General features: G+C 62.4%; 27 protein-coding genes. 16 read left to right on the plus strand and 11 right to left on the minus strand.

The features are described from left to right. Positions 1 to 60 precede the first annotated feature (60 nt). On the minus strand, positions 61 to 1002 hold the full coding sequence (locus ASD64_RS05795) for a Bug family tripartite tricarboxylate transporter substrate binding protein (protein WP_413813583.1): 942 nt from the start codon (positions 1000 to 1002) through the stop codon (positions 61 to 63). Between the two features lie 206 nt (positions 1003 to 1208). On the opposite strand from ASD64_RS05795, the gene ASD64_RS05800 reads away from it, so the two are divergent. Further along, positions 1209 to 1982, plus strand: coding sequence for an IclR family transcriptional regulator (locus ASD64_RS05800; RefSeq protein ID WP_056102115.1), 774 nt, complete (start codon positions 1209 to 1211; stop codon positions 1980 to 1982). Between the two features lie 107 nt (positions 1983 to 2089). Here ASD64_RS05800 and ASD64_RS05805 read toward each other — a convergent pair whose 3' ends face one another. Together ASD64_RS05805 and ASD64_RS05810 are read right to left on the minus strand one after the other, a co-directional pair. Then, positions 2090 to 2632, minus strand: a complete 543-nt coding sequence (locus ASD64_RS05805) for a GNAT family N-acetyltransferase (RefSeq protein ID WP_156460027.1) — start codon at positions 2630 to 2632, stop codon at positions 2090 to 2092. Between the two features lie 33 nt (positions 2633 to 2665). After that, positions 2666 to 2896 carry a YdeI/OmpD-associated family protein gene (locus tag ASD64_RS05810; protein ID WP_056102122.1) on the minus strand — a complete coding sequence of 77 codons (231 nt, stop codon included), beginning with the start codon at positions 2894 to 2896 and terminating at the stop codon, positions 2666 to 2668. Between the two features lie 119 nt (positions 2897 to 3015). Here ASD64_RS05810 and ASD64_RS05815 point away from each other — a divergent pair, with 119 nt between their 5' ends. Next, positions 3016 to 3471 (plus strand): DUF2214 family protein, encoded by a 456-nt coding sequence (locus tag ASD64_RS05815; RefSeq protein ID WP_056102125.1) that lies wholly within the window; start codon positions 3016 to 3018, stop codon positions 3469 to 3471. Here the strand turns inward: ASD64_RS05815 and nth are convergent. Beyond that, entirely contained in the window at positions 3466 to 4272 is an 807-nt protein-coding gene (gene nth / locus ASD64_RS05820) for an endonuclease III (protein WP_056102127.1), read from the minus strand. The two genes, ASD64_RS05815 and nth, sit on opposite strands and share 6 nt — an antisense overlap. Before the next feature lie 22 nt (positions 4273 to 4294). On the opposite strand from nth, the gene ASD64_RS05825 reads away from it, so the two are divergent. From ASD64_RS05825 to ASD64_RS05840, 4 genes are all read left to right on the plus strand, one after another. After that, the gene (locus ASD64_RS05825; RefSeq protein ID WP_056102130.1) at positions 4295 to 4789 is read left to right on the plus strand and encodes a DUF2244 domain-containing protein; all 495 of its coding nucleotides are present in this window, start codon (positions 4295 to 4297) and stop codon (positions 4787 to 4789) included. A gap of 77 nt (positions 4790 to 4866) precedes the next feature. Beyond that, positions 4867 to 5763: a methylated-DNA--[protein]-cysteine S-methyltransferase gene (locus ASD64_RS05830; protein WP_056102135.1), complete on the plus strand. Its 897-nt coding sequence runs from the start codon at positions 4867 to 4869 to the stop codon at positions 5761 to 5763. Between the two features lie 84 nt (positions 5764 to 5847). Next, positions 5848 to 6744 (plus strand): ribokinase, encoded by an 897-nt coding sequence (locus ASD64_RS05835; protein ID WP_056102136.1) that lies wholly within the window; start codon positions 5848 to 5850, stop codon positions 6742 to 6744. Positions 6745 to 6748: 4 nt separating this feature from the next. Continuing rightward, a complete protein-coding gene (locus tag ASD64_RS05840) occupies positions 6749 to 8209 on the plus strand; it encodes an amidase (RefSeq protein ID WP_200957802.1) in 1461 nt (486 codons plus the stop codon). Positions 8210 to 8211: 2 nt separating this feature from the next. Here the strand turns inward: ASD64_RS05840 and ASD64_RS05845 are convergent, their stop codons facing one another. Further along, positions 8212 to 9153, minus strand: a complete 942-nt coding sequence (locus ASD64_RS05845) for a nucleoside hydrolase (RefSeq protein WP_056102139.1) — start codon at positions 9151 to 9153, stop codon at positions 8212 to 8214. Between the two features lie 128 nt (positions 9154 to 9281). On the opposite strand from ASD64_RS05845, the gene ASD64_RS05850 reads away from it, so the two are divergent. Further along, entirely contained in the window at positions 9282 to 9707 is a 426-nt protein-coding gene (locus ASD64_RS05850) for an Hsp20 family protein (RefSeq protein WP_056102221.1), read from the plus strand. 63 nt (positions 9708 to 9770) lie between these two features. Continuing rightward, on the plus strand, positions 9771 to 10040 hold the full coding sequence (locus tag ASD64_RS05855) for a DUF1150 family protein (RefSeq protein ID WP_056102141.1): 270 nt from the start codon (positions 9771 to 9773) through the stop codon (positions 10038 to 10040). A 72-nt stretch (positions 10041 to 10112) separates the two neighbouring features. Here the strand turns inward: ASD64_RS05855 and ptsN are convergent, their stop codons facing one another. The 6 genes from ptsN to lptC all read right to left on the minus strand — a co-directional run bounded on the left by ptsN (position 10113) and on the right by lptC (position 15276). Further along, positions 10113 to 10577: a PTS IIA-like nitrogen regulatory protein PtsN gene (gene ptsN / locus ASD64_RS05860; protein ID WP_056102144.1), complete on the minus strand. Its 465-nt coding sequence runs from the start codon at positions 10575 to 10577 to the stop codon at positions 10113 to 10115. A 68-nt stretch (positions 10578 to 10645) separates the two neighbouring features. Next, positions 10646 to 11224 (minus strand): ribosome hibernation-promoting factor, HPF/YfiA family, encoded by a 579-nt coding sequence (gene hpf / locus ASD64_RS05865; protein ID WP_056102147.1) that lies wholly within the window; start codon positions 11222 to 11224, stop codon positions 10646 to 10648. A gap of 252 nt (positions 11225 to 11476) precedes the next feature. Then, complete coding sequence (rpoN, locus tag ASD64_RS05870) at positions 11477 to 13003, minus strand: RNA polymerase factor sigma-54 (RefSeq protein ID WP_056102149.1); 1527 nt, start codon at positions 13001 to 13003, stop codon at positions 11477 to 11479. A gap of 167 nt (positions 13004 to 13170) precedes the next feature. Further along, on the minus strand, positions 13171 to 13983 hold the full coding sequence (gene lptB / locus ASD64_RS05875) for an LPS export ABC transporter ATP-binding protein (protein ID WP_056102152.1): 813 nt from the start codon (positions 13981 to 13983) through the stop codon (positions 13171 to 13173). Beyond that, positions 13983 to 14555 carry an LptA/OstA family protein gene (locus ASD64_RS05880; protein ID WP_056102155.1) on the minus strand — a complete coding sequence of 191 codons (573 nt, stop codon included), beginning with the start codon at positions 14553 to 14555 and terminating at the stop codon, positions 13983 to 13985. The genes lptB and ASD64_RS05880 overlap by 1 nt, the downstream gene beginning before the upstream one ends. Next, entirely contained in the window at positions 14542 to 15276 is a 735-nt protein-coding gene (gene lptC, locus ASD64_RS05885) for an LPS export ABC transporter periplasmic protein LptC (protein WP_413813582.1), read from the minus strand. The genes ASD64_RS05880 and lptC overlap by 14 nt, the downstream gene beginning before the upstream one ends. Positions 15277 to 15554: 278 nt before the next feature. Here lptC and sppA point away from each other — a divergent pair, with 278 nt between their 5' ends. From sppA to ASD64_RS05925, 8 genes are all read left to right on the plus strand, one after another. Continuing rightward, positions 15555 to 16511, plus strand: a complete 957-nt coding sequence (gene sppA, locus ASD64_RS05890) for a signal peptide peptidase SppA (RefSeq protein WP_056102161.1) — start codon at positions 15555 to 15557, stop codon at positions 16509 to 16511. Between the two features lie 83 nt (positions 16512 to 16594). Then, positions 16595 to 16879 (plus strand): integration host factor subunit beta, encoded by a 285-nt coding sequence (locus ASD64_RS05895; RefSeq protein WP_056102164.1) that lies wholly within the window; start codon positions 16595 to 16597, stop codon positions 16877 to 16879. Positions 16880 to 16901: 22 nt separating this feature from the next. Further along, positions 16902 to 17237: a hypothetical protein gene (locus ASD64_RS05900; protein ID WP_056102166.1), complete on the plus strand. Its 336-nt coding sequence runs from the start codon at positions 16902 to 16904 to the stop codon at positions 17235 to 17237. Between the two features lie 37 nt (positions 17238 to 17274). Next, positions 17275 to 18240, plus strand: a complete 966-nt coding sequence (locus tag ASD64_RS05905; RefSeq protein WP_056102170.1) for an ornithine cyclodeaminase family protein — start codon at positions 17275 to 17277, stop codon at positions 18238 to 18240. A 196-nt stretch (positions 18241 to 18436) separates the two neighbouring features. Then, entirely contained in the window at positions 18437 to 19381 is a 945-nt protein-coding gene (locus ASD64_RS05910; RefSeq protein WP_413813584.1) for an RsmD family RNA methyltransferase, read from the plus strand. Further along, on the plus strand, positions 19378 to 20247 hold the full coding sequence (locus ASD64_RS05915) for a TrmH family RNA methyltransferase (RefSeq protein ID WP_056102177.1): 870 nt from the start codon (positions 19378 to 19380) through the stop codon (positions 20245 to 20247). Before ASD64_RS05910 ends, ASD64_RS05915 begins: the two co-directional genes overlap by 4 nt. Continuing rightward, complete coding sequence (gene lspA, locus ASD64_RS05920) at positions 20244 to 20741, plus strand: signal peptidase II (RefSeq protein ID WP_082549868.1); 498 nt, start codon at positions 20244 to 20246, stop codon at positions 20739 to 20741. Before ASD64_RS05915 ends, lspA begins: the two co-directional genes overlap by 4 nt. Before the next feature lie 48 nt (positions 20742 to 20789). After that, the gene (locus ASD64_RS05925) at positions 20790 to 21779 is read left to right on the plus strand and encodes an MDR family oxidoreductase (RefSeq protein ID WP_056102182.1); all 990 of its coding nucleotides are present in this window, start codon (positions 20790 to 20792) and stop codon (positions 21777 to 21779) included. The last annotated feature ends 365 nt before the right edge of the window (positions 21780 to 22144 follow it).

Genomic DNA, 22144 nt, shown 5'->3' on the forward strand with positions numbered 1-22144 from the left:
TCGCCTGGCGATTGCAAGACAGAGAACGCGGGGCGGCGTGAAGCCGCCCCGGCAATATGCTTAAGCGAGGCCAAGATCCTTCAGGATCGTTTGAATGCGCGCCGTATCCTCGGCAAGGAATTTGGCGTAGTCGTCACCGGTAAGCAGAATGGACGACCAATTGCGGTTCTTGCACTCTTCCGCCCACGCTGCGGAACCAGCCATCTTCTCAACCAGCGCGACCATGGCCGCCTTGTCGTCGTCCGAAACACCGGGAGGTGCAAAGACGCCGCGCCAATTGAACAGTTCGACGTCGATGCCGGACTCTTTCAGTGTCGGCGCATCGATACCTTCCTGGCGCTCACCGGACGAAACCGCGAGCAGCCGCAGCGTTCCCGCCTTCACCTGCTCGGCAAACTCGCCATAGCCGGAAATACCTGCCGCGACCTGATTGCCAAGCAAGGCCGCCAGCGCCTCCCCACCCCCGGCGAACGGCACGTAGGACAGGCTGGTCGCCGGAACGCCGACGGTCTTGGCGATGAGGCCGAACAGGATGTGATCCGATCCGCCGGCGGAACCGCCAGCGACGGGAACCTTGGTCGGGTCCGCCTTAAGTGCGGCTGCGAAATCCTGCACCGTCTTGAACGGCGAGGCCGCCGGAACGACGATCGCCTCGAATTCGCCGGTAAGACGCGCAATCGGCGTTACCTGGTCCAGCGTGACTGGCGACTTGTTGGTCAGCAAGGCGCCAACCATGACCATGCCCGCCACCATCAGCGAATTGCCCTTGCCGTTCCACTGGCTGACGAACTGCGGCAGGCCAACCGCACCGCCGGCGCCGCCGACATTGGTGATCTGCGAACCCGAGATCAGGTTTTCCTTGCGCATGACCTGATCCATCGTGCGGGCCGTCTGGTCCCAGCCGCCTCCCGGCGCGGCGGGCACGAAGATCGAAAGCTGCGGCGCATTTTGCGCAAGTGCGAGCGTGGAATGCGATGCTACCAGCCCGGCTACGCCCGCCATAGCGGTGCCAGCCAGAAAACGGCGTCTATTCAACATGAGGTTCCTCCAATCTGCGGCGCCTCCTGCCGGCGCCTTCGAAACGTACCCGCGATAGGGCGCGTCGTCAAAAATTGTGCAATCTCGGCTGCATTCTGTCAAGCGCAACATCATTCTGCTGGACAGAATGATTTATTTGCAGGAAAAGTATGAGAACCCGAGGAAACGACATGAGCGTGTCCCGCAAATCCGAACCCGTCACACAGCCGCCGAGCGACGGCGTCGCGGCCCTGGACCGCGCCATCGCCATACTTGGCGCCTTCACGGCGTCCGAGCCTTCGCTCGGCCTTGCAGAGATCGCGGCGCGCACGGGCTTCTACAAAAGTACAATCCTGCGGATTTGCAGGTCCCTGTTGCGGGGACAATTGCTGGAACGATCGGACGACGGCCGTTACCGCGTAGGCCAGGCGGCGTTTCGGCTCGGAACCCTTTATCAGCGCTCGGTCGTGACGGCTGATGTCCTGCTGCCCGTCATGCGCGATCTGGCGGAATTGAGTTGGGAAAGCGTCGCGTTCTATGTCCGCGCCGGCGACGTCAGAACGTGCCTGTATCGGGTCGAGTCCAAACACCCGATCCGCTATACGGTGCGCGAAGGCGACATCCTGCCGCTTGGCGCCGGCTCCGGCGGACGGGTGCTGTCGGCCTTTTCAGGCGAGCCGGGTGCAGAATACGACGCTATCCGCTCGGCATTTTGCTGGCTGTCGGTCGGCGACCGTGACCCGGAGACCTCAGGTATTTCAGCACCGGTCTTCGGTCCGGGCCGCGCACTCTTGGGAGCCATGACTCTGGCTGGGCCGCGCTCGCGGGTCGATGAAGCCTTCCTGCGGCGCATGACCCCTCCACTACTAGCGGCGGCGGCGCGCGCGACACGCGCCTTCGGCAACGACGCGCATGATCTCGACGAGGCGGCCCAACACGCAAAGGCAAAACTCGCGAACGAGTGACGCCAGCGTCAGGACCTGTCAATTTGACTGGAAGGGCGTTCGAGGTGGCGAGAAATGCGAGGAAAAGCCCGATGAGCGGTGTTGTTCGCCTCGGGCTTCCAAGCAGGTCAGTTGAGGCTGTTCCTTTCGAGCAGGATCGTATCGTGCTCGTGGTAGACGGTGCGCAGCACTTCCCGATAGCCGCATTTTTGCGCAACGTTCAGCGACGCACCGTTTTCAGGATCGATGATGCAAACGGTGCGTGACGGACCGAAAACCTCATCACTCCAGGCAACAAATCGGTTGACCACCTCCGTGGCAATTCCCTTGCCGTGAACATCGGAGACAAAGCCCCAGCCTGCCTCGGGAACCCCCTCGATCGAAGGCACAAGGTCGCGTTTCAAATCATGCAACCCGGCTTCCCCGATAAAGCGGCCGCTGGCTTTTTCCTCGATGGCCCAGAAACCGAAGCCAATCAGCGACCACATGCCTGCGTGCCTCAGCAGGCGTTGCCAGCTTTCCTCGCGAGTCCTTGCCCTGCCGCCGATGAAGCGGAAAAAGGCCGGATCGGCCCCCATGGCGCAATACGCGTCGAAGTCTTCGAGTTTGTGCGGGCGAAGGACCGTTCGCTCCGTTTCCAAGATGGGAGCGCTGGCATGCGAAACCGTCATGGAATTCAGTCTCCAAATGGAAGCAGGCAGGATTCACCCGCGCCAGGCCATGTTCATGTAGACGCCGCCGCGCTGCAATTCGTCCAGCATCTGGTCGATGCGCCTTTGCCGCGTCTTGCGCTGTTTGGCACTGGCGATCCAGCCGAGATAGTCGTTGCGTTGATAGGCCGGACGCTCGGCATAGGCTTGCGCCAGTGCGTGCGCATCAAGTAGGGCACGCACGTCATCCGGCATGGGATTGATGGCTCGCTTCAACCCGCTCATGGATCAAAGGTAGCCTGTCAGGAGATGGCGTCAATGTGCGCCAATCCGCATTCGGCGCATGGGCTTTTCAATAACGGCTGCTAGTTTACGGCCGGTTCAAAGCCAAGCTGGAGCAAGCCATGGACACGACCGAACTCATACTCGCAATCCTGCATCATCTTCTGGTGTTTTCGCTGGCAGGCATCATCGCGGCGGAATTCGTGCTGGTGCGCAACACCATGGACGCCTCGACCATAAGGCGGCTCGCGCGCATCGACCGCCACTACGGCATGATTGCAATGCTGGTCATCCTCGCCGGCGCGGCACGCGTCGTCTACGGCCTCAAGGGGTGGGAATTCTACGTCTACAACTGGGTGTTCTGGGCAAAGATGGTCGCCTTCGCCATCGTCGGAATTCTGTCCATCAAACCGACCAGGCGCTTCATCGCGTGGAGCCGCCAAACTGCCGCCGATGCCGCCTTCAATGTGCCGGCTGGCGAGCTTGCGGCGGTGCGCAAGACCATTCTGGCGCAAGCGATCGTCTTCCTGCTCATCCCGATCTTCGCGGCGGCAATGGCGCGCGGCTTCGGTCTATAAGGCTTCCGCCGCCATCTGATCCAGCGTTGCGATCTCGACAAGCGGCGCCGGTATGCTGGTGGTCCTTTCCGCCGCCTTGCAGATGTCGGCAATGACGCAGGAAGGGCAATCGGGCTTGCGCGCCTTGCAGACATAGCGTCCGTGCAGGATCAGCCAGTGATGCGCATGACGCATGAACTCGTCCGGGATGATCTTGACCAGCCCCCGCTCGACCTGTTCGGGCGTTTTGCCCGGAGCCAGCCCCAAGCGATTGCCGATGCGCAGGATGTGGGTATCGACGGCCATCGTATGCTGCCCAAAAGCCATGTTGAGCACGACATTGGCGGTCTTTCGCCCGACGCCCGGCAGCTTGACCAGCGCCTCGCGGTCGTCAGGCACCATGCCGCCGTGATCGCGGATGAGAGCTTCGGATAGCGCGATCACGTTCTTGGCCTTGTTGCGCCACAGGCCGATGGTGCGGATGAACTCGCCAACCCTGGCTTCGCCGAGGGCCAGCATCTTTTGCGGCGTATCGGCAACCTTGAACAAGGAGCGCGTCGCCTTGTTGACACCAATATCGGTCGCCTGCGCCGACAACACCACGGCGACCAGCAAGGTGTAGGCATTGACATGTTCCAACTCGCCTTTGGGCTCCGGCCTCTGCACCGAAAAGCGCCGGAATATCTCATGCACTTCGGCCGCACTGTAGAGCGACTTCGAGCGGACCGGACGGAAACGGGGCCTGGCCTTTGGCGTGGTGCGTGGGGCCAGTGCATGTCCTTCTTTGGATACAGGTCGATCTTTTGACTTGGGCTTGGTCATGCCCTTCCTATAGTATCGCCGCATGACCGAGACAAATGCCGACTTCGCCGCTGACGAACCCTTCTTCAAGGCGCTTCTGACGCCGCACAGGTCGCTCGGCCGCACCGGTTTCACGATCCTGATCGGCGCGCTGCTGTTCAGTTGGGCGATCACCGGCGCGTTCTTCCTGGCCCATGGCGCCTGGCCGGTGTTCGGTTTTTTCGGGCTGGACGTGCTCGCCGTGTATGTCGCGTTCCGCCTCAACTATCGTGCCGCCCGCGCGCTCGAAGAGGTGTCGGTGTCACGCACCGCGCTCGATATCCGCAAGGTCGCCCCTTCCGGCAAATCGGAAGCACACCATTTCAATCCGTTCTGGGCCCGCTTCTCGGTGGCGCGCCATTCCGAGATCGGTATTACCCAAATGGCCGTGGAAGCCCGTGGCCAAAGCGTGCCGATCGGCGGCTTCCTCAATCCGGACGACCGCGAAAGCTTCGCAACCGCCTTTTCGCGCGCGCTGGCGAAAGCGAAAATGCGCTGAATATTCCGCGTCCTTGCAGGAAACGGGTGGAGAAAGCTCCTCATCCCAACGATATTGGCATTCAAGGAGAAAATCCCATGAACGCCCAGACCCAGATGAAGCCATCCGCCATTCTCGAAAAGGACATCACGCCTTCGGGCAACGACTACGAGGTCGTGCGCAAGGCGATTGAAAAGATCAGCCTCGACTACCGCGACCAGCCTTCCCTCGAGGCACTGGCCGAAGCGGTCGGCGAGACGCCGACCGGCTTGCAGAAGCTGTTCACGCGCTGGGCCGGCCTGTCGCCCAAGGCATTCCTGCAGGCGGTGACGCTCGATCATGCCCGCAGGCTATTGGATTCGGGCCTACCTCTGCTGGAAGCTTCGCTCGAGGTCGGCATGTCGGGGCCCGGCCGCCTGCACGACCTGTTCGTGACCCACGAGGCGATGTCGCCCGGCGACTACAAGACCCGCGGCGCGGGGCTCACCATCCGCTACGGCTATCACATCTCGCCCTTCGGCATTGCGCTGATCATGGTCACCGACCGCGGCCTCGCCGGCCTGTCGTTCAACGATCCGGGCGAAGAACAAGTCGCCTTCGCCGACATGTCGGGCCGCTGGCCAAACGCCAACTATGTCGAGGACATGGGCGCTACCCAGCCCTATGCGGCGCGCATCTTCGATCCGACGCGCTGGCGGAACGACCAGCCATTGCGCGTCGTCATGATCGGCACGGATTTCCAGGTCCGCGTCTGGGAAGCGTTGCTCAGGATTCCCTTGGGCCAAGCCCGCACCTACTCCGCCCTTGCCGCCGATATCGGCGAACCGAAGGCCTCACGCGCCGTGGGGGCTGCCTGCGGCGCCAATCCGATCTCCTTCGTGGTGCCCTGCCACCGGGCGCTGGCAAAGTCGGGCGCGCTGACCGGCTACCACTGGGGCTTGACCCGCAAACGGGCGATCCTTGGCTGGGAAGCGGGGCAACTGACTGCCGGTTGAAATACCCGGCTTTGCACGCGCCATATTTCCAATCCGCTTCCCACGCGATAAGCCTTCAGGAAACCCCTGGAGGCTTTCTCGTCCATGATCATCGTCATCGGCTCGATCAACCTCGACCTGATTGCCAATGTCGAGCGCCTGCCCGCTCCCGGCGAAACGCTGCAAGGAACCAGCTTCGCCACGGCTCCCGGCGGCAAGGGCGCCAACCAGGCGTTGGCTGCGGCACGAGCCGGGGCTGACGTGCGCATGATCGGCGCAGTCGGCAAGGACAGCTTCGCTGCCGAGGCGCTTTCCCTCCTGCAAACCGGCAAGGTCGACCTGACCGGCGTGATGGAAAGCTCCGCTTCGACCGGAACAGCCCTGATCCTGGTTGGCGGCGATGGCGAGAACATGATCGCGGTCGTGGCCGGCGCCAATGGCGCCGTGCTGCCGGGCGACCTAGCCAAGGCACGCCTCGGCAAGGGAGATATCGTGCTTCTCCAACACGAAATCCCACTGAACACGGTGGAGGTCGCGCTCGATGCCGCGCGAGAGGCGGGCGCAGTCAGCGTGCTCAACACAGCCCCTTACCGCGGCGAGGCGGCGACCTATCTGGCCAAGGCCGATTATGTCGTCGCCAACGAAACCGAGTTCGACCTGAACTGCGCCTTGCTGAAACTTAGCGGCGGCGACCGCGCCGAGCGCATGCGCGCGTTCGCTACCCGGACCGGCCATGCAGTCGTTGTCACCTTGGGCGGCGACGGCGTGCTGGCCGCCACTCCCGATGGCTTCCGTCAGGTGCCGGCGCTCAAGATAACGCCCGTAGATACGGTCGGGGCCGGTGACACGTTCTGCGGCTATTTCGCAGCAGCGCTTGCCGCCGGCTTGCCTCTGGAACAGGCGTTGAGGCGCGCGGCTGCGGCAGGTTCGCTGGCGTGCCTGAAGCCGGGCGCCCAGCCGGCAATCCCGCTGGCAGCCGATGTGGACAAGGCTATTGGCTAGCAACATGAGCATCATATCTCCGCCGACAAAGCACGACATCCCGCAGGCCGATGCGGTTTGCCGTATGCCGGCGGTGGAATTGGCGGCAGCGATCAGGCATCGCGCCCTTTCGGTCCGGGAGGTGGTCACGGCTTTTCTCGACCGCATCGAGGCGGTCAATCCCAAGGTCAACGCCATCGTCTCGCTCCGCGACCGCAACGATATCCTGCGCGAAGCCGATGCAGCCGACCTTCATCTGGCCGGGGGCGGTGAGCCCGGACCTCTGTTCGGCCTGCCCATCGCGATCAAGGATTTGGCGCTTACCAAGGGTTTGCGCACGACGTTCGGTTCGCTGATCTTCGCCGATTTCGTGCCGGATCAAGACGAAATTTTCGTCGAGCGAATCCGCAATGCCGGCGCCATCATCATTGGCAAGACCAACGTGCCGGAATTCGGGCTCGGCTCCAACACCTACAATCCGGTGTTCGGACCGACCTTGAACGCTTTCGATCCGGCCCTGACGGCAGGCGGTTCGAGCGGCGGCGCTGCTGTGGCGCTCGCCCTCGACATGCTGCCGCTGGCCGACGGAAGCGATTTCGGCGGTTCGCTGCGCAATCCGGCCGCCTACAACAATATCTTCGGCTTCCGCCCCTCGCAAGGCTTGGTGCCTGCGGGTCGCAGCCCGGATTTGTTCTACGCCCAGATGGGCGTGGAAGGGCCGATGGGCCGCAGCGTCCGCGACATGGCACTGCTGCTTGATGTGCAGTGCGGCTACCATCCGCTAGCACCGCTCTCCTACGTTCATCCAGCTTCGTTCCTCGTCGAACTGCGGGAACCTGCTTTGCAGGGCCATATCGGCTGGCTGGGCGACCTCGGCGAACATTTGCCGCTGGAGACCGGCATCCTCGACCTGTGCGAAGCGGCGTTGGCCCGCTTTCCGGGCGCTTCAACCGAGCCACTGCTGCCGGAGTTCGATTTCGAAGCCCTGTGGCAGGCATTCGTCACATTGCGACAGGCATCGAGCGGTTCGGCGCTCAACGTTCTTTGTGGCGATCCGGCCCGTCGCCGCTTGCTGAAGCCCGAAGCAATATGGGAGGCCGAGCGCGCGCGAAACCTGACGGCTCCGCAAATCTATGCCGCCTCGGTCACCCGTTCGGCCTGGTACCGGACCCTGTTGTCGCTGTTTGAGCGGTTCGATCTGCTGGCATTGCCGACTGCGCAGGTGTTCCCGTTCGATGGGGCCATGCATTGGCCGAGCGAATTAGCCGGACGCGCCATGGACAGCTACCATCGCTGGATGCAGGTTTCGGCGTTCGCCACGCTTGGCGGCTGTCCGGCTGTCAACGTGCCGGTGGGGTTCGACGAGCAAGGCAGGCCGATGGGCATGCAACTGATCGGGCCGCCACGCGGCGATCTGGCGGTACTCAAGGCTGCCGCTGCCTACGAGACCGTCTTGCCGTGGCAAACAGGCGCCCGACCTGCCTGAACCTACAACCTGCCCAGCCTTTCTGTCAGCAGCGCAAAGAAACCATCGGAATCGATGTGACGCATGACCAGCGCATTCTTCGGCCGCTTGGTCACGCCCCACCAGTCGATGACGGTCATGCCCATGGTGAGTTCCGAAGCGGTTTCCACCGTGACATTGCAAGAACGGCCCTTGAACAGGTCCGGCTTCAACAAATAGGCGATGACGCAAGGGTCGTGCAGCGGGCCGCCGTCGGTGCCGTACTTCTCCTCGTCGAATCGCTCGAAGAACTCCAGCATCTGTGCGGTTGCTTCTCCGACCCTTGTGCCAAGCGCGCGAATGGCTTGGGTCCGTTTCGCCGACGTCAGCGCCTTGTGGGTGACGTCGAGCGGCATCATGACGATCGGCACGCCGGATCGCAGCACAATATCGGCGGCGTGAGGATCGACATAGATGTTGAATTCCGCCGCTGGGGTGACGTTCCCGCCTTCGAAGAACCCGCCGCCCATCAGCACGATTTCCTTGATGCGCGGCGCGATTTTAGGCTCGCGGATCAAGGCCAGCGCGATGTTGGTGAGAGGCCCCAGCGGGCAGAGCGTGATGGTGCCGCTTTCTTCGTGCATCAATGTGCGCACGATGAAATCGACCGCATGCTCGTCCTGCAGCTTCATCCTGGGTTCCGGCAGTTCCGGCCCGTTCAGCCCGGTCTTGCCGTGCACTTCCTCGGCAGTGACGAGATGGCGCATCAGCGGCCTGACCGCGCCCGCATAGACCTTGATCTCAGGCCGCCCCGCCAGTTCGCAGATCTTGCGTGCATTCTTTTCGGTGAGTTTCAGCGGCACGTTGCCTGCGACAGCCGTGATACCGGTCACTTCAAGCTCAGGGCTTCCCAGCGCCAGCATGATGGCGACGGCATCGTCCTGGCCGGGGTCGGTGTCGATGATGATCCTGCGTTTCTGGGACATTTCAATTCCTTGTGCAGCGAAACCGTGGCCGCTTGAACTTGTCGGCGCGGCGGACCATATCAACAACAAACGGAAAAATGCCAACAGGGTTTTTTCGGACGATGTCGCTCTCAAGAGGACAGGAAGTGATGACTCGAATGACGCCCTTTTCCAGCCCGCTTCTGCTGGGCTTCGATGCGATGGAAAAGACGCTGGAGCGCTTGGCGAAATCCGGCGACGGCTATCCGCCCTACAATATCGAACGCCTGCGTGGAACCGATGGCGCCGCTGAACGGTTAAGGATCACGCTGGCGGTGGCAGGCTTTGCTGAGAGCGACCTGGACGTCACCACCGAGGAAAGCCAGTTGGTCGTGCGTGGCCGCCAAAGCGACGACACAGAGCGCGATTTTCTCCACCGTGGCATCGCCGCACGCCAATTCCAGCGCTGTTTCGTGCTGGCCGACGGCATGCGCGTCATCGCGGCGGAACTGAAGAACGGTCTGTTGTCGATCGACCTGGACCGCCCGGAGGCCGAAAGACTGGTACGAAAAATAAACATATCGGTGAAAGACTGATCTTTGCCGATGGCTCTCAGGCGAGACGGCCAATGTTGGCGCCTCGCGGATAGGAGGCTTGAAATGACCAGGACTGCTGCAAGAAGCATCGAGAAAATGGCCATGACCAACGGTGAATTCGCCCATCTCGGCGAAGGGTCGGTGGCTTACTTGAGAAAAGTGTCGAGCGACGACCTGCGCGGGCGCTTTCCCGGCCTCGACGAAATAGCACCCGGCATGGAGCTTTGGGCTCTCTTTTCTGCCAACGGCCAGCCCATTCTTTTGTCGGATGCGCGTGATCGCGCCCTGGCCGGCGCCATGGAAAACGACCTGACCACGGTCGCGATCCATTAGAGATGCGCTGGTGCGCAACGAAAGAGGGCCGCTGTCGGCGGCCCTGAGATGCCTTTAATTCCAATCGGCTTTTCAAGCGGCGTGCGAGGCCGGCGTATCCGATAAAAGCGCGTGGATGGCGGTCGCATCGCGCGTGCCGCGAATCTTGGCCACGGTGTCGCCATCACGCAGCACGCGCGCAATGCGCGACAGCGCCTTGAGGTGATCGGCGCCTGCACCTTCCGGCGCCAGAAGCAGGAACACCAGATCGACGGGCTGGTCGTCGAGCGCCTCGAAATCAACGGGGGTCTCGAGACGTGCGAACACGCCGGTAATGCGCTTCACGCCGGCCAGCTTGCCGTGCGGTATGGCGATGCCGTTGCCGACGCCGGTCGAGCCCAGCCGCTCGCGCTGCAGGATCGTGTCGAATATATCGCGCTCCGGAATACCGGAAATCGCGGCTGCACGCTCCGACAAGAGCTGCAAGAGCTGCTTCTTGGAGTTCGCCTTCAACGCCGGCATGATTGCCGGAACGTCGACAAGATCGTTCAGAGCCATTCTTGAAATTCCTCTGCTTCGCCTGCCGCAGCCGGCCGCCCTTAGCGTACCGGCTGTCTCTGCTATCCTTACGCGGTCTTGACCGCTGCCGGATCGATCCAGCCGATGTTTCCATCGGGCCGACGATAGACGATGTTGAGATGTTCGTTGCCGCCATTGCGGAACACCAGGACCGCAATGCCCGTGGTGTCGAGTTCGATGACCGCTGAGGCGACCGACATGGTCTTCAGCGCCATGGTCGATTCGGCGACGATCGTGGGAGCAAAATCCGCTGGAATGTCCTCGTCGTCATCGGCAAGCGGTTCCATCACCGCATAAGCCATGTCGGTGGAAACAGCCGCTGAATTCACAGGCGAATGTGACTTCACCCGGCGATTGTAGCGTCGAAGCCGCGTTTCAAGGCGCTCAGCAGCCGCATCGAAAGCCAGGGAAGGATCCTGAGCCTCTCCCGTCGCGTGCAGCGAGGTGCCCGAATCCAACCGAATCATGCAATCGGCTGAAAAGCGCGAGCCCGATTTGATGACAGTGACCTGCCCTGAAAATCCGCGATCGAAATATTTGCCGATCGCTTCACCGACACGGTCGTTGATGCGCGTACGGAACGCATCGCCGATATCCATATGTTTTCCCGCTATGCGCAGTACCATCTGAATACTGACCTTCCTTGTTCAGGCTTCAAGCTATCTGGAGTTTATACCCGTGGTTTGTTCGTACAAGCCGCGCGGCGCCCCTTGCGCCGAATTTACGTCCGAACTTCCTGACGGTTACAGACAGCCCGTTGCCCACGCTTCGCTGGCCATCCCAGTGGCGGACGTCTTGCCCGCTCCATGCGGGCGGGCTTCTAGCCACTTCACCGCGGCTTGTCAACGAAACGCAAGGGTTGTGGAAAGTAGGACCGATCAGCGCGCAGCCTTGGCAATCGCCTTTTTTTCGCGACGGCGCTGCACCGATGACGGAATATTCATGCCTTCCCGGTACTTGGCGACCGTACGTCGGGCGATATCGATGCCATCGTCCTTGAGCAGATCGACAATTATATCGTCCGACAGCACATCGCTTGCCGGTTCCTCATCGATCATTTGCTTGATGCGATCGCGCACCGCCGCCGACGAATGCGCGTCGCCTCCTCCGGACGCCGCGATCGCCGTTGTGAAGAAATAGCGCAGTTCGAACACGCCACGCGGCGTCAGCATGTATTTGTTGGCCGTTGCCCGGCTGACCGTGGATTCATGCATGCCGATGGCGTCTGCCACCGCCTTCAGGTTAAGCGGCTTCAGATGGCGTACGCCATGAACCAGGAAGGCATCCTGCTGGCGTACGATCTCGGAGGTCACCTTGAGGATGGTCTTGGCGCGCTGGTCGAGGCTGCGTGTCAGCCAATTGGCGCTTTGGAGGCATTCGCTGAGGAAATCCTTCTCCGCCTGGTTCCTCGCGTGGCTGGAGACATGGGCGAAATAGACCTGGTCGACAAGAACACGCGGCAAGGTGTCGGGATTGAGTTCGACCGCCCAGCTGCCGTCGCTGGCGGGCCGCACTTCGACATCGGCAACGATGGCGTCGCTGACGCCGCTGGAAAAGGCCAGGCCCGGACGCGGATCGAGCGCCTTGATATCGGCCAGCATATCGAGCAGGTCTTCCTCGTCGACGCCGCAGATGCGCTTGAGCGCCTGGAAGTCGCGGCGTGCCAACAGATCGAGATTGGCCACCAGCGCCTGCATCGCGGGGTCCAGCCGATTGCGCGCGGCAAGCTGCAGGGACAGGCATTCGGCCAGGTCCCGTGCGAAGATGCCGGCGGGATCGAAGGTCCGGCAGGTGGCGAGCACGCCGGCGACCGTTGCCTCGTCGGTGCCAAGCCGTTCGGCAATTTCGACAAGCTCGGCGCGCAGATAGCCGATTTCGTCGAGGGCGTCGGCCAATTCGGCGGCGATCAGCCGAGCGGCGGGATCAATGAAGGCAAAAGCGATCTGTTCGCCGACATGGTCGCGCAGCGTCACCGCTGCAGCCGCCATGTCCTCCATGTCAAAACCCTCGGACGCTCCGCCAGATCCGCTACCCGAGGTCGATTTCCACTGGGCCGCAAGGTCCGGGCCGAGACGTTCTCTGGTGCCCGGATCGTCCGGAAACAGGTTTTCCAGCGAGGTATCCAGCTTTTGCGAAATCGCCTCGGAGGTCCATTCCGTCTCGTTGTCGAACCAATCGCCGTCACTCGCGGCGGCAGGGGTGGCTTCGGCTCCTGGTTCTGCTTCGCCTGGCGCGGCGTCTTGCAATTCGGCTCGTTCAAGCAAGGGATTGCGCTCGATCTCCTCGTCGATGAACCGTTCAAGCTCGACCTGTGTGAATTGCAGCAGCCGAATCGACTGCATCAGTTGCGGCGTCATCACCAGCGACTGTGCTTGTCTCAGCTGTAGCTTGGCCGCGAGTGCCATCGTGTAAGGTCAATGCCTCCTTGTCGGCAGTTGGCCGGCAACCGAGCAATTTGGGTCGAGCGATGAAATTGGCCCGTCTTTTGCTTGTCAAGAGAAGGCTTAGCAGATGAGGCTTACCGGAGCGTTAGCCGGGACAGGACGCCTGGGACTGGCCGCGCAGGAACAGCCTACAGCGTGAAACCCTCGCCAAGATAGAGCCGCCGCACGTCCGGATTGGCGACAACCTCCTCCGCACGTCCATGCGTCAGCACCTCGCCGGCATGGATGATGTAGGCCCGGTCGATGAGACCCAGCGTCTCGCGCACATTGTGGTCGGTGATCAGGACACCGATACCGCGCGCCGTAAGATGGCGCACAAGCTGCTGGATGTCAGCCACGGCAATCGGATCGATGCCGGCGAAAGGCTCGTCCAGCAGCATGTAGGCGGGCCGGCTGGCCAGCGCGCGGGCGATTTCCAGCCGCCGCCTCTCGCCGCCCGAAAGAGCCATGGACGGCGCATTGCGCAGATGGCTGATGTGGAATTCCTCAAGCAGTTCGTCGAGGTTCTTCTCGCGCTCCTTGCGGCTTTTCTCCACCACTTCGAGGACAGCCCGAATGTTCTGCTCGACAGTCAAACCCCTGAAGATCGAGGTTTCCTGCGGCAGATAGCCGATGCCAAGCCTTGCACGCCGGTACATCGGCATCGAGGTGACATCGTAGCCATCGATCTCGATGGTGCCCTCATCGACCGGCACAAGGCCCGTCACCATATAGAAGCAAGTCGTCTTGCCGGCACCGTTGGGGCCAAGCAGCCCGACAGCCTCACCAGCCCGCACGCCGAGCGACACGCCGCTCACCACCTTGCGGCCCTTGTAGCTCTTCGACAGACCCCTGGCGATCAGGGTGCCCTTCAGCTTGGGAGACGAGGACTGGGCCTTCGCAGGGGTGGCCGACCTTGAGGCTCCCCACGTCGGCAGGCGCAACTTGGGAAATGAAATCATCAGGGTTTCTGCGAACCCGGGGTGATCGACATCATGACGCGGCCGCCGCAGGCATCGACCTGCGCCAACCCGGTTTTCATCTGAACGGTCAGCTTGCAACCCACCAGCACGTTGGCGCCATCGGACAAAACGACCTTTTCGCCGGAAAGAACCAGTACCTCGCTCTTCATGTCGAACGTGCCTTTGTCGCCGGTGGCGACCTGGGTGTCGGACTTGATGTAGACCTTGCCGTCGACCTCGAGGTGATCGATGCTGGCGGTTCCGGTGGTGGCCGAGCCAGCGGCGCTGGAGCCGGAGGCAGCCCCCTGGTCCTTGGCATAATAGACCTTCATGCTGCCGGCCTTGAGCACCGTCGCACCCTGGACGACGTTCACATTGCCGGTGAAGATGGCGACGCTGTCGCCTTCACGCACCTCGAGCTTGTCGCTTTCAATCTGAATGGGTTGGTCGCCCGAGAGCTTGAGGCCGGACATCTTGCTGGTTGCGCTCGACTGAGCCAATGCCGGCGCCATCACAACAAGGGACAAGACCGATGCAAGGGCTGCACGCCTCATCGAATCACTGCGTTGCATTCGGCTCTCCGCTTGTCTTGTTGGCCGCCTTGGCTTTGGCGGGGTCGATATTGACGCGAACACGTTTCTCGAAGATCAACACCTTGCCGTTGTCTTCGACCGACATCGCCTGCGAAGTGATGCGCGATCCGGCGCGGCTGATGTCGACGGGTTCGGTTGTCTTCATATTGCCTTTGCCCATGTCGAGAAAGGCCGATTTCAGTTTCGCAACCATTCCGTCCGTCGTGGTGATGGTGATTGCGCTATTGAGATCGAGCGTATTTTTCTCGCGGTCATATATCCCCGTCGAGGCGTCGACGACAGCCGTGGTCTCGGCGTCGATTGGAAGCCGGGCGCTGATGCCCTCCAGCGCAATGACGCTTTCCTTCGAGACTTCCTGGATCGCCCTGACCGCGGTCATGGCATAAGGCAGGTTATGCTTGGTGAAGCCCTCCAGCTTGGGATTGGCCATCACCAGCTTGCCGTCGGAAAACGCACTGTCATCGGTCTTGACCACAACGGTGACCGGCGTGACCAGATAGGAATAAATCGGAAAAGCGATCATGATCGCCAACGCCACCAGCGGCAAAACGAACTTCAGCCGCCTCACCCGGCGTGAGTGCTGCTGTGCGCGGCCGAATGCAGCGGCACGATCCGCCGCTGAACCGTCCTCAAAATCGCCATTGGCCGATGGCGCGATGTGCGCGCCATCCTGGCTGGCCGGTTTTGTCGATCGCGCCACTATTGCTGCTTTCTCAAGCGAATAAGCCCCTCGAATGCCGACCTATAGTTCGGCACGCCGAGGCTTTCAAACAACCACAAGCGAACTAAAACTGCAAAAATATGACGTTTGCCCGTGCACTCGCACAGGAATTATCGCCTGCAAGGATACACGATGCTCAAAAACCCGCGCAAGAGGGTGGTGCGGATGGCTGCGCGGAATGTTGATGGCGGAAAGCGGTGGCGGCAGGCCTGCGCATGCACTAGATGTGTTGGCCCAAGTTCCGAACGAGGCTAGACATGCCGCTGAGAGCCGATGACTTGATCGACCGCCGCAGGTTGCGGCGCAAGCTGACCTTCTGGCGCGCAGCCGCAATGGCCGTCGCCGCCATCGGCCTGATCGCCTTCGCGGCATGGGTCTACGACGACGAGTTCACCGGAACCGGCGCCACCCATATTGCCAAGGTCAAGATCGAAGGAACCATCACCGAAGACGAGGAATTGCTCGGACGGCTGGAGAAGATTCGACAGTCGCCGCGCGTGGCGGGCGTGATCCTCCAGATTGATTCGCCCGGCGGCACCACCGCCGGTGGTGAAGCAATCTATGAAGAAGTGCGCAAGATCGCGGCAGAAAAACCTGTCGTGGCATCGGTCGGCACGCTGGCGGCGTCGGCCGGCTACATGATCGCCAGCGCCGCCGACCATATCGTGGCCCGCAAGTCCTCGATCGTCGGCTCGATCGGCGTCCTCATCCAGTTTCCCGATGTGACCGGCTTGATGGACAAGATCGGCGTCAAGCTCGAAGAGGTGAAATCCTCACCGCTAAAGGCCGAACCGTCGCCCTTCAATCCGACAACCGAAGACGAGCGCACGATGGTGCGCAAACTCATCATGGACAGCTACGACTGGTTTGTCGGCATTGTCGCGGAGCGGCGGCAGATGACGAGGCCGCAGGTGCTTGCCCTGGCCGATGGCTCCATCTTCACCGGCAGGCAAGCGCTTGAAAACAAGCTGGTCGATGCTGTCGGCGGCGAGGACGTGGCGCTTGACTGGCTTGCCACCAAGGGCGTCGATACCAAGCTCAAGGTAATCGAGTGGAAGGACACAGGTAGCGGAACGGGGCTGCTGTTTTCCAAGGCGTTGTCCCGCACTGTCTCGCGCGCGCTCGGATTGCCAGAATACAGTGGGGAGGTGCTTCAGGAATTGGGAGCCGACCGCTTGTTCCTTGACGGTCTCGTCTCGGTCTGGCACCCTTGACAGGCCCTCTGCGGAGTGAAAAAAGCAAATAAAATCATTCGCATAATTTTAAATGGCGTATTTTGAGGAAGGGGATCGCTCGCATGATCAAGTCTGAACTCGTGCAAATTATCGCCACGCGCAATCCGCATCTTTTCCTGCGCGATGTCGAAAATATCGTCGGCGCGGTGTTCGATGAGATCACCGATGCTCTCGCCGAAGGCAACCGCGTCGAGCTGCGTGGCTTCGGAGCCTTTTCGGTCAAGAACCGCCCTGCCCGCACTGGCCGCAACCCGCGCACCGGCGAATCCGTCGACGTGGAAGAGAAGTGGGTGCCGTTCTTCAAGACCGGCAAGGAGTTGCGTGAAAAGCTGAACGGCGCCAAGTAGGCGCCGAACCGGCGGGAAATCCATGGTCAACCGTGTTGCACTGGTCGTTATCATCGTGCCGCTGGCGATTATCCTGATCGCGCTGGCGGTTGCCAACCGCGAACTGGTCGCCTTCACCGTCGATCCGTTCAATCCCGGCAATCCGGCGCTGACCTACACGCTGCCTTTCTTTGTTTTCCTGTTCGCCGCTCTTGCTCTCGGTATGCTCGTCGGCAGCCTTGCCACCTGGGTTAGACAGGGGCGTTACCGCAAGCTGGCACGCCAGCGCGGCGTCGAGGCCGAAAGCCTCAGGCAAGCCGCCGTCCGGCCGGCTGCCGCCCCTCGGCAAGGTCCGGCTTTGCCGGGGCCAGCCAACTGATACGGTAGCCGCCAGTCCATCCGTCGCGGAGTTTTCAATGCTCACAATCTCGGCCGCCGATGTGGATCGCGCCCTGACGTTCCCAACCTTGGTCGAGACCTTGCGCACGGCTTTTCGTGAAGGCGCCGTGCAGCCGGTGCGCCATCACCATACCGTCGAGCGGCCCGATGGTGCTGCCTCGACCTTGCTGCTGATGCCGGCCTGGACGGATTTCAACGCAGCCGGCACCTCGGCCAACGGCCATATAGGCGTCAAGATCGTGACGGTGTCGACCGACAACAACGCCGTCGGCAAGCCAGCCGTGATGGGGCTCTACTTGCTTTTGAACGGTGCGACCGGCGAACCGGAGGCCTTGATCGACGGCCAGCGCCTGACGCAGTGGCGCACCGCTTGTGCTTCCGCCCTAGCCGCGTCCTATCTGGCGCGAGAAGATGCTTCGCGTTTACTGGTCATCGGCGCCGGTGCCCTGTCGCATTTCCTCGCCAGGGCGCATTCCGCAGTGCGCCCGATCAAGACGATCCGCATCTGGAACCGCACGCCGGCCAACGCCGAAAAGGTTGCAACGCAACTGCGCGCCGAAGGGTTGCCCGCAGAAGCCGCTACCGACCTCGATAGCGAACTGGCCAAGGCCGACATTATCTCGTCCGCGACGATCTCGACCACCCCACTGGTCAAGGGCGCTTTGCTGAAGGCCGGCGTGCATGTCGATCTGGTTGGCGGCTTTACGCCCGACATGCGAGAGAGCGACGATGCCGCCATTTCGCGCGCCGCTGTCTTTGTCGATACCCGCGCCGGTGCGACCAAGGAAGCCGGCGACATTGTCCAGCCGTTGGCTTCCGGCATCCTCAAGTCGGAAGGCATCGTCGCCGACCTGCACGAACTGGCGCGCGGCGAAAAGAGGGGCCGCACGGACGCTGCCCAGATCACCCTGTTCAAATCGGTAGGGGCCGCACTCGAAGACCTCGCCGCCGGTATCGCTGTCTACAAGGCCCTGCGTTCCTGACGCAGTTTGTTGCGGAGGCTCGGCGCCTGTGCCAAAAGCGGCGCTGTCGTCCGGGAGATGTACGCCCTTGAAATCCTTTCGCGATCAACGCCGCGACAACCGCCAGCACCAGGCCGTCAAGCCGCGCGCCGGTCAGGTTGGTCAGCGCGACGCCGGCCCGCAGCAGGGAGGCCCTAAGCCAAAGCGCGAGGAGCGCCTGCAACCCAAGCCGGAACTGCGCGTCCTTGCACGTCGCGAAGGCGCCTTACCCGGCGAAAGATTGCCGCTGGTCCTCGAAGTCGCACCCAACGCCGATTATGCCCTGCTGGACAGCGGTGGCGGCGAAAAGCTCGAGCAATACGGCCCCTATCGCATCGTCCGCCCCGAAGGCCAGGCGATCTGGCAACGCGCCCTGCCGGCCAGGGAATGGGACCGCGCCGATGCCGTCTTCACCGGTGATACCGACGAGGAAGGCATGGGCCGTTGGCGCTTTCCGAAGACGCCCCTCGGCGAAACCTGGCCGATGAAGCATGACGGTCTCGACTACCTCGGCCGGTTCACGTCTTTCCGCCATGTCGGCGTCTTTCCCGAACAGGCTTCGCACTGGGACCATATGGCTTCCCTCATCGTAGCGGCGAAACGTCCGGTGAAGGTGCTCAACCTGTTCGGCTATACCGGCCTTGCCTCGCTGGTCGCCGCCCGCGCCGGGGCCGAAGTCACCCATGTCGACGCTTCGAAAAAGGCGATCGGCTGGGCGCGCGAGAACCAGGAGATTGCCCGGCTGGCCGACAAGCCGATCCGCTGGATCGTCGAGGATGCGATGAAATTCGCCGAGCGCGAGGAGCGCCGCGGCAGCCGCTACGACATCATCCTGTTCGACCCGCCCGCCTATGGCCGCGGCCCCAAGGGCGAGGTGTGGCAATTGTTCGAACACCTGCCGGCGCTGACCGACATCTGCCGCTCGATCCTGACGCCGAAGCCGCTCGCCGTCGTGCTCACCGCCTATTCCATCAGGGCTTCGTTCTTCGCCATTCATGCGCTGATGCGCGATACCTTCGCCGGCATGGGCGGGCGGGTGGAATCGGGCGAACTGATCATCCGAGAGCAATCGGCCGGACGGGCGCTTTCCACATCCCTCTTTTCGCGTTGGGTGGCCCAATGAGCAACCATCATGGGAGCGAACATCAAGGCCGCCGCGCCGTTGGACAGGTGAAGGAGGTTACCAGCCTGGCCAACCCGCTGGTGAAAGACATCAAGGCGCTGGCGCTCAAGAAATTCCGCGATAGCCAAAATGCCTTCATGGCCGAGGGCCTGAAGCTTGTCATCGACGCACTCGATCTCGGCTGGGAAATCCGCACACTGGTCTTCGCCAAGGCGGGGCGCGGCAATCCGGCGGTCGAGAAGGTCGCGGCCCGTACCGTCGCCAGCGGCGGCACCGTACTCGAAGTTTCCGAGAAGGTGCTCTCCGCCATCACCCGCCGCGACAACCCGCAAATGGTGGTCGGCGTCTTTTCGCAAAGGCTCGTGCCGCTGAAGGACATCCACCCCAAGGGCGGCGATGTCTGGGTAGCGCTCGACCGGGTCCGCGATCCGGGCAACCTCGGCACCGTCATCCGCACCGTGGATGCAGTCGGCGCCAAGGGCATCATCCTTGTCGGCGACACCACCGACCCGTTTTCGGTCGAGACGGTGCGCGCCACCATGGGCTCGATCTTCGCCGTGCCCGTCGCCAAGGTCAGCGTCGAGGCCTTCCTCGCCTGGCGCAAGGGCTTTGCCGGCCTTGTCGCCGGCACGCATCTGAAAGGTGCGGTCGACTATCGATCAGTCGATTTTTCCGGCCGGCCGGTGCTGCTTTTGATGGGTAACGAGCAGCAGGGCCTGCCCGACGATCTCGCGGCCAGTTGCGACCGTCTCTTGCGCATCCCGCAGGCAGGCCGCGCCGATTCGCTCAATCTGGCCGTTGCAACGGGTGTCATGCTGTTCGAGATCCGGCGCGGCGCGCTGAAACTGGAGGCGGCCTTCCAGTGAAGTCGAGCATCCTTAGATCGCTTATGCCCTATGCCGTGATGGCGGTCGTTGCGATGGCGCTCGACCAGTGGATCAAGTACCTGGTCGAGACCGGCCTTGAATTCCAGCAGAAGATCGACCTCGTTCCGTTCCTGGCGCTTTACCGCACCTACAATACCGGCATCGCCTTTTCGATGCTGTCGTCCTTCGGCGATACCGGCCTGATCGTCGTGTCGGTTCTGGTCTCGGCCTTCGTCATCTACCTCGCAACCCGTACCGAACCCCGACAGGTGCTGGCCCGCACCGGCTTTGCCCTGATTGTCGGCGGCGCGCTCGGCAACCTCATCGACCGCAGCGTCTACGGACATGTCATCGATTATATCCTGTTCCACACGCCAAGCTGGTCGTTTGCCGTGTTCAACCTCGCCGACGCGTTCATCTCCGTTGGCGCAGCGCTTGTCGTGATCGAGGAATTCATCGGCTGGCGGCGCGAAACTAGACCATCGAACGATTGATTTCAGACCTTCGGCGACGCACTGTCTGCCGCAAACAAGGGTCAAGAAATGCCGGATACATTCAAAGCCATCCTCGTGTCGCGCGACGCGGACAAGAACCAGTCCGTCGCGGTGACGGACCTGACCGAAGCCGACCTGATGGAGGGCGATGTCACCGTTGCCGTCGAGGCGACGACGGTGAATTACAAGGATGGCCTGGCCATCACCGGCAAGGCCCCTGTGGTGCGCCGCTGGCCGCTCGTTCCCGGCGTCGATCTGGCCGGCACGGTTCTGTCGTCCGACCACCCCGACTGGCGCAAGGGCGACAAGGTCATCCTCAACGGCTGGGGTGTCGGCGAGACCCATCATGGCGCCTATGCCGGACGCGCCCGGCTGAAGGGCGACTGGCTGGTGCCCTTGCCAGACGGCATGAGCGCTCACGACGCCATGGCCGTCGGCACCGCCGGCTATACGGCGATGCTGTCCGTCATGGCGCTGGAGCGCCACGGCATCGTGCCGAAGCGCGGCCCGGTCATCGTCACCGGAGCGGCGGGCGGCGTCGGTTCGGTCGCCGTGTCGATCCTGTCCAGCCTTGGCTATCACGTCATTGCCTCGACCGGACGCAGCGCCGAGGCCGATTATCTGCGTGAACTGGGTGCCGCCGAGATCATCGCGCGTGAAGACCTGTCGGGGCCGGGCAAGCCGCTCGGCAAGGAGCGCTGGGCCGGCGGCATCGACGCGGTCGGCAGCCACACGCTGGCCAATGTGCTGTCGATGACCTCCTATGGCGGCGCGGTCGCCGCCTGCGGGCTGGCCGGCGGCATGGACCTGCCGTCGTCGGTCGCGCCTTTCATCCTGCGCGGCGTTTCGCTGCTCGGCATCGACTCGGTCATGGCGCCGAAGGAGCTGAGGCTGGAAGCCTGGCGGCGCATCGGAACCGACCTCGACGTCGGCAAGCTTGCCGCCCTGTCGACGACGATCGGCTTCGACGGCATCATCGGTGCGGCGCGCGACATCGTCGAGGGCAAGATCCGGGGCCGCGTCGTCGTCGATATGTGAGGCGGGTGCCGTAGCCGCATTTCGATGAGGCCGGCCATCTCTTCCCTTTTGACTGCCCGCTGCGCTCGTCGCTGGCGGGGACGCTTCTTCGTGCCACTTGGGGAGCGATAGGGACACATCGCTTTTTTCCTTCGTCATCCTCGAGCAAGCCTGAGCGCAGCGAAAGGCGTGACCCGAGGATCCATGCCGTAATGGCCGGGAGGCTCGGGGGCGTCAGAACGAGGGATGTTCTGCACCGTATTGCGCTGCCGCTTCATCACGGCATGGATCCCAGGGTCTGCGCGACGGCCTTCGGCCTGCTCCGCCCTAGGATGACGAAGGGAAGGCATACTTATTCATTGCCACGCTGCCTTTTCGGCCCTGGC

This window comes from Mesorhizobium sp. Root157 (assembly GCF_001427385.1).
Lineage (GTDB): Bacteria > Pseudomonadota > Alphaproteobacteria > Rhizobiales > Rhizobiaceae > Mesorhizobium.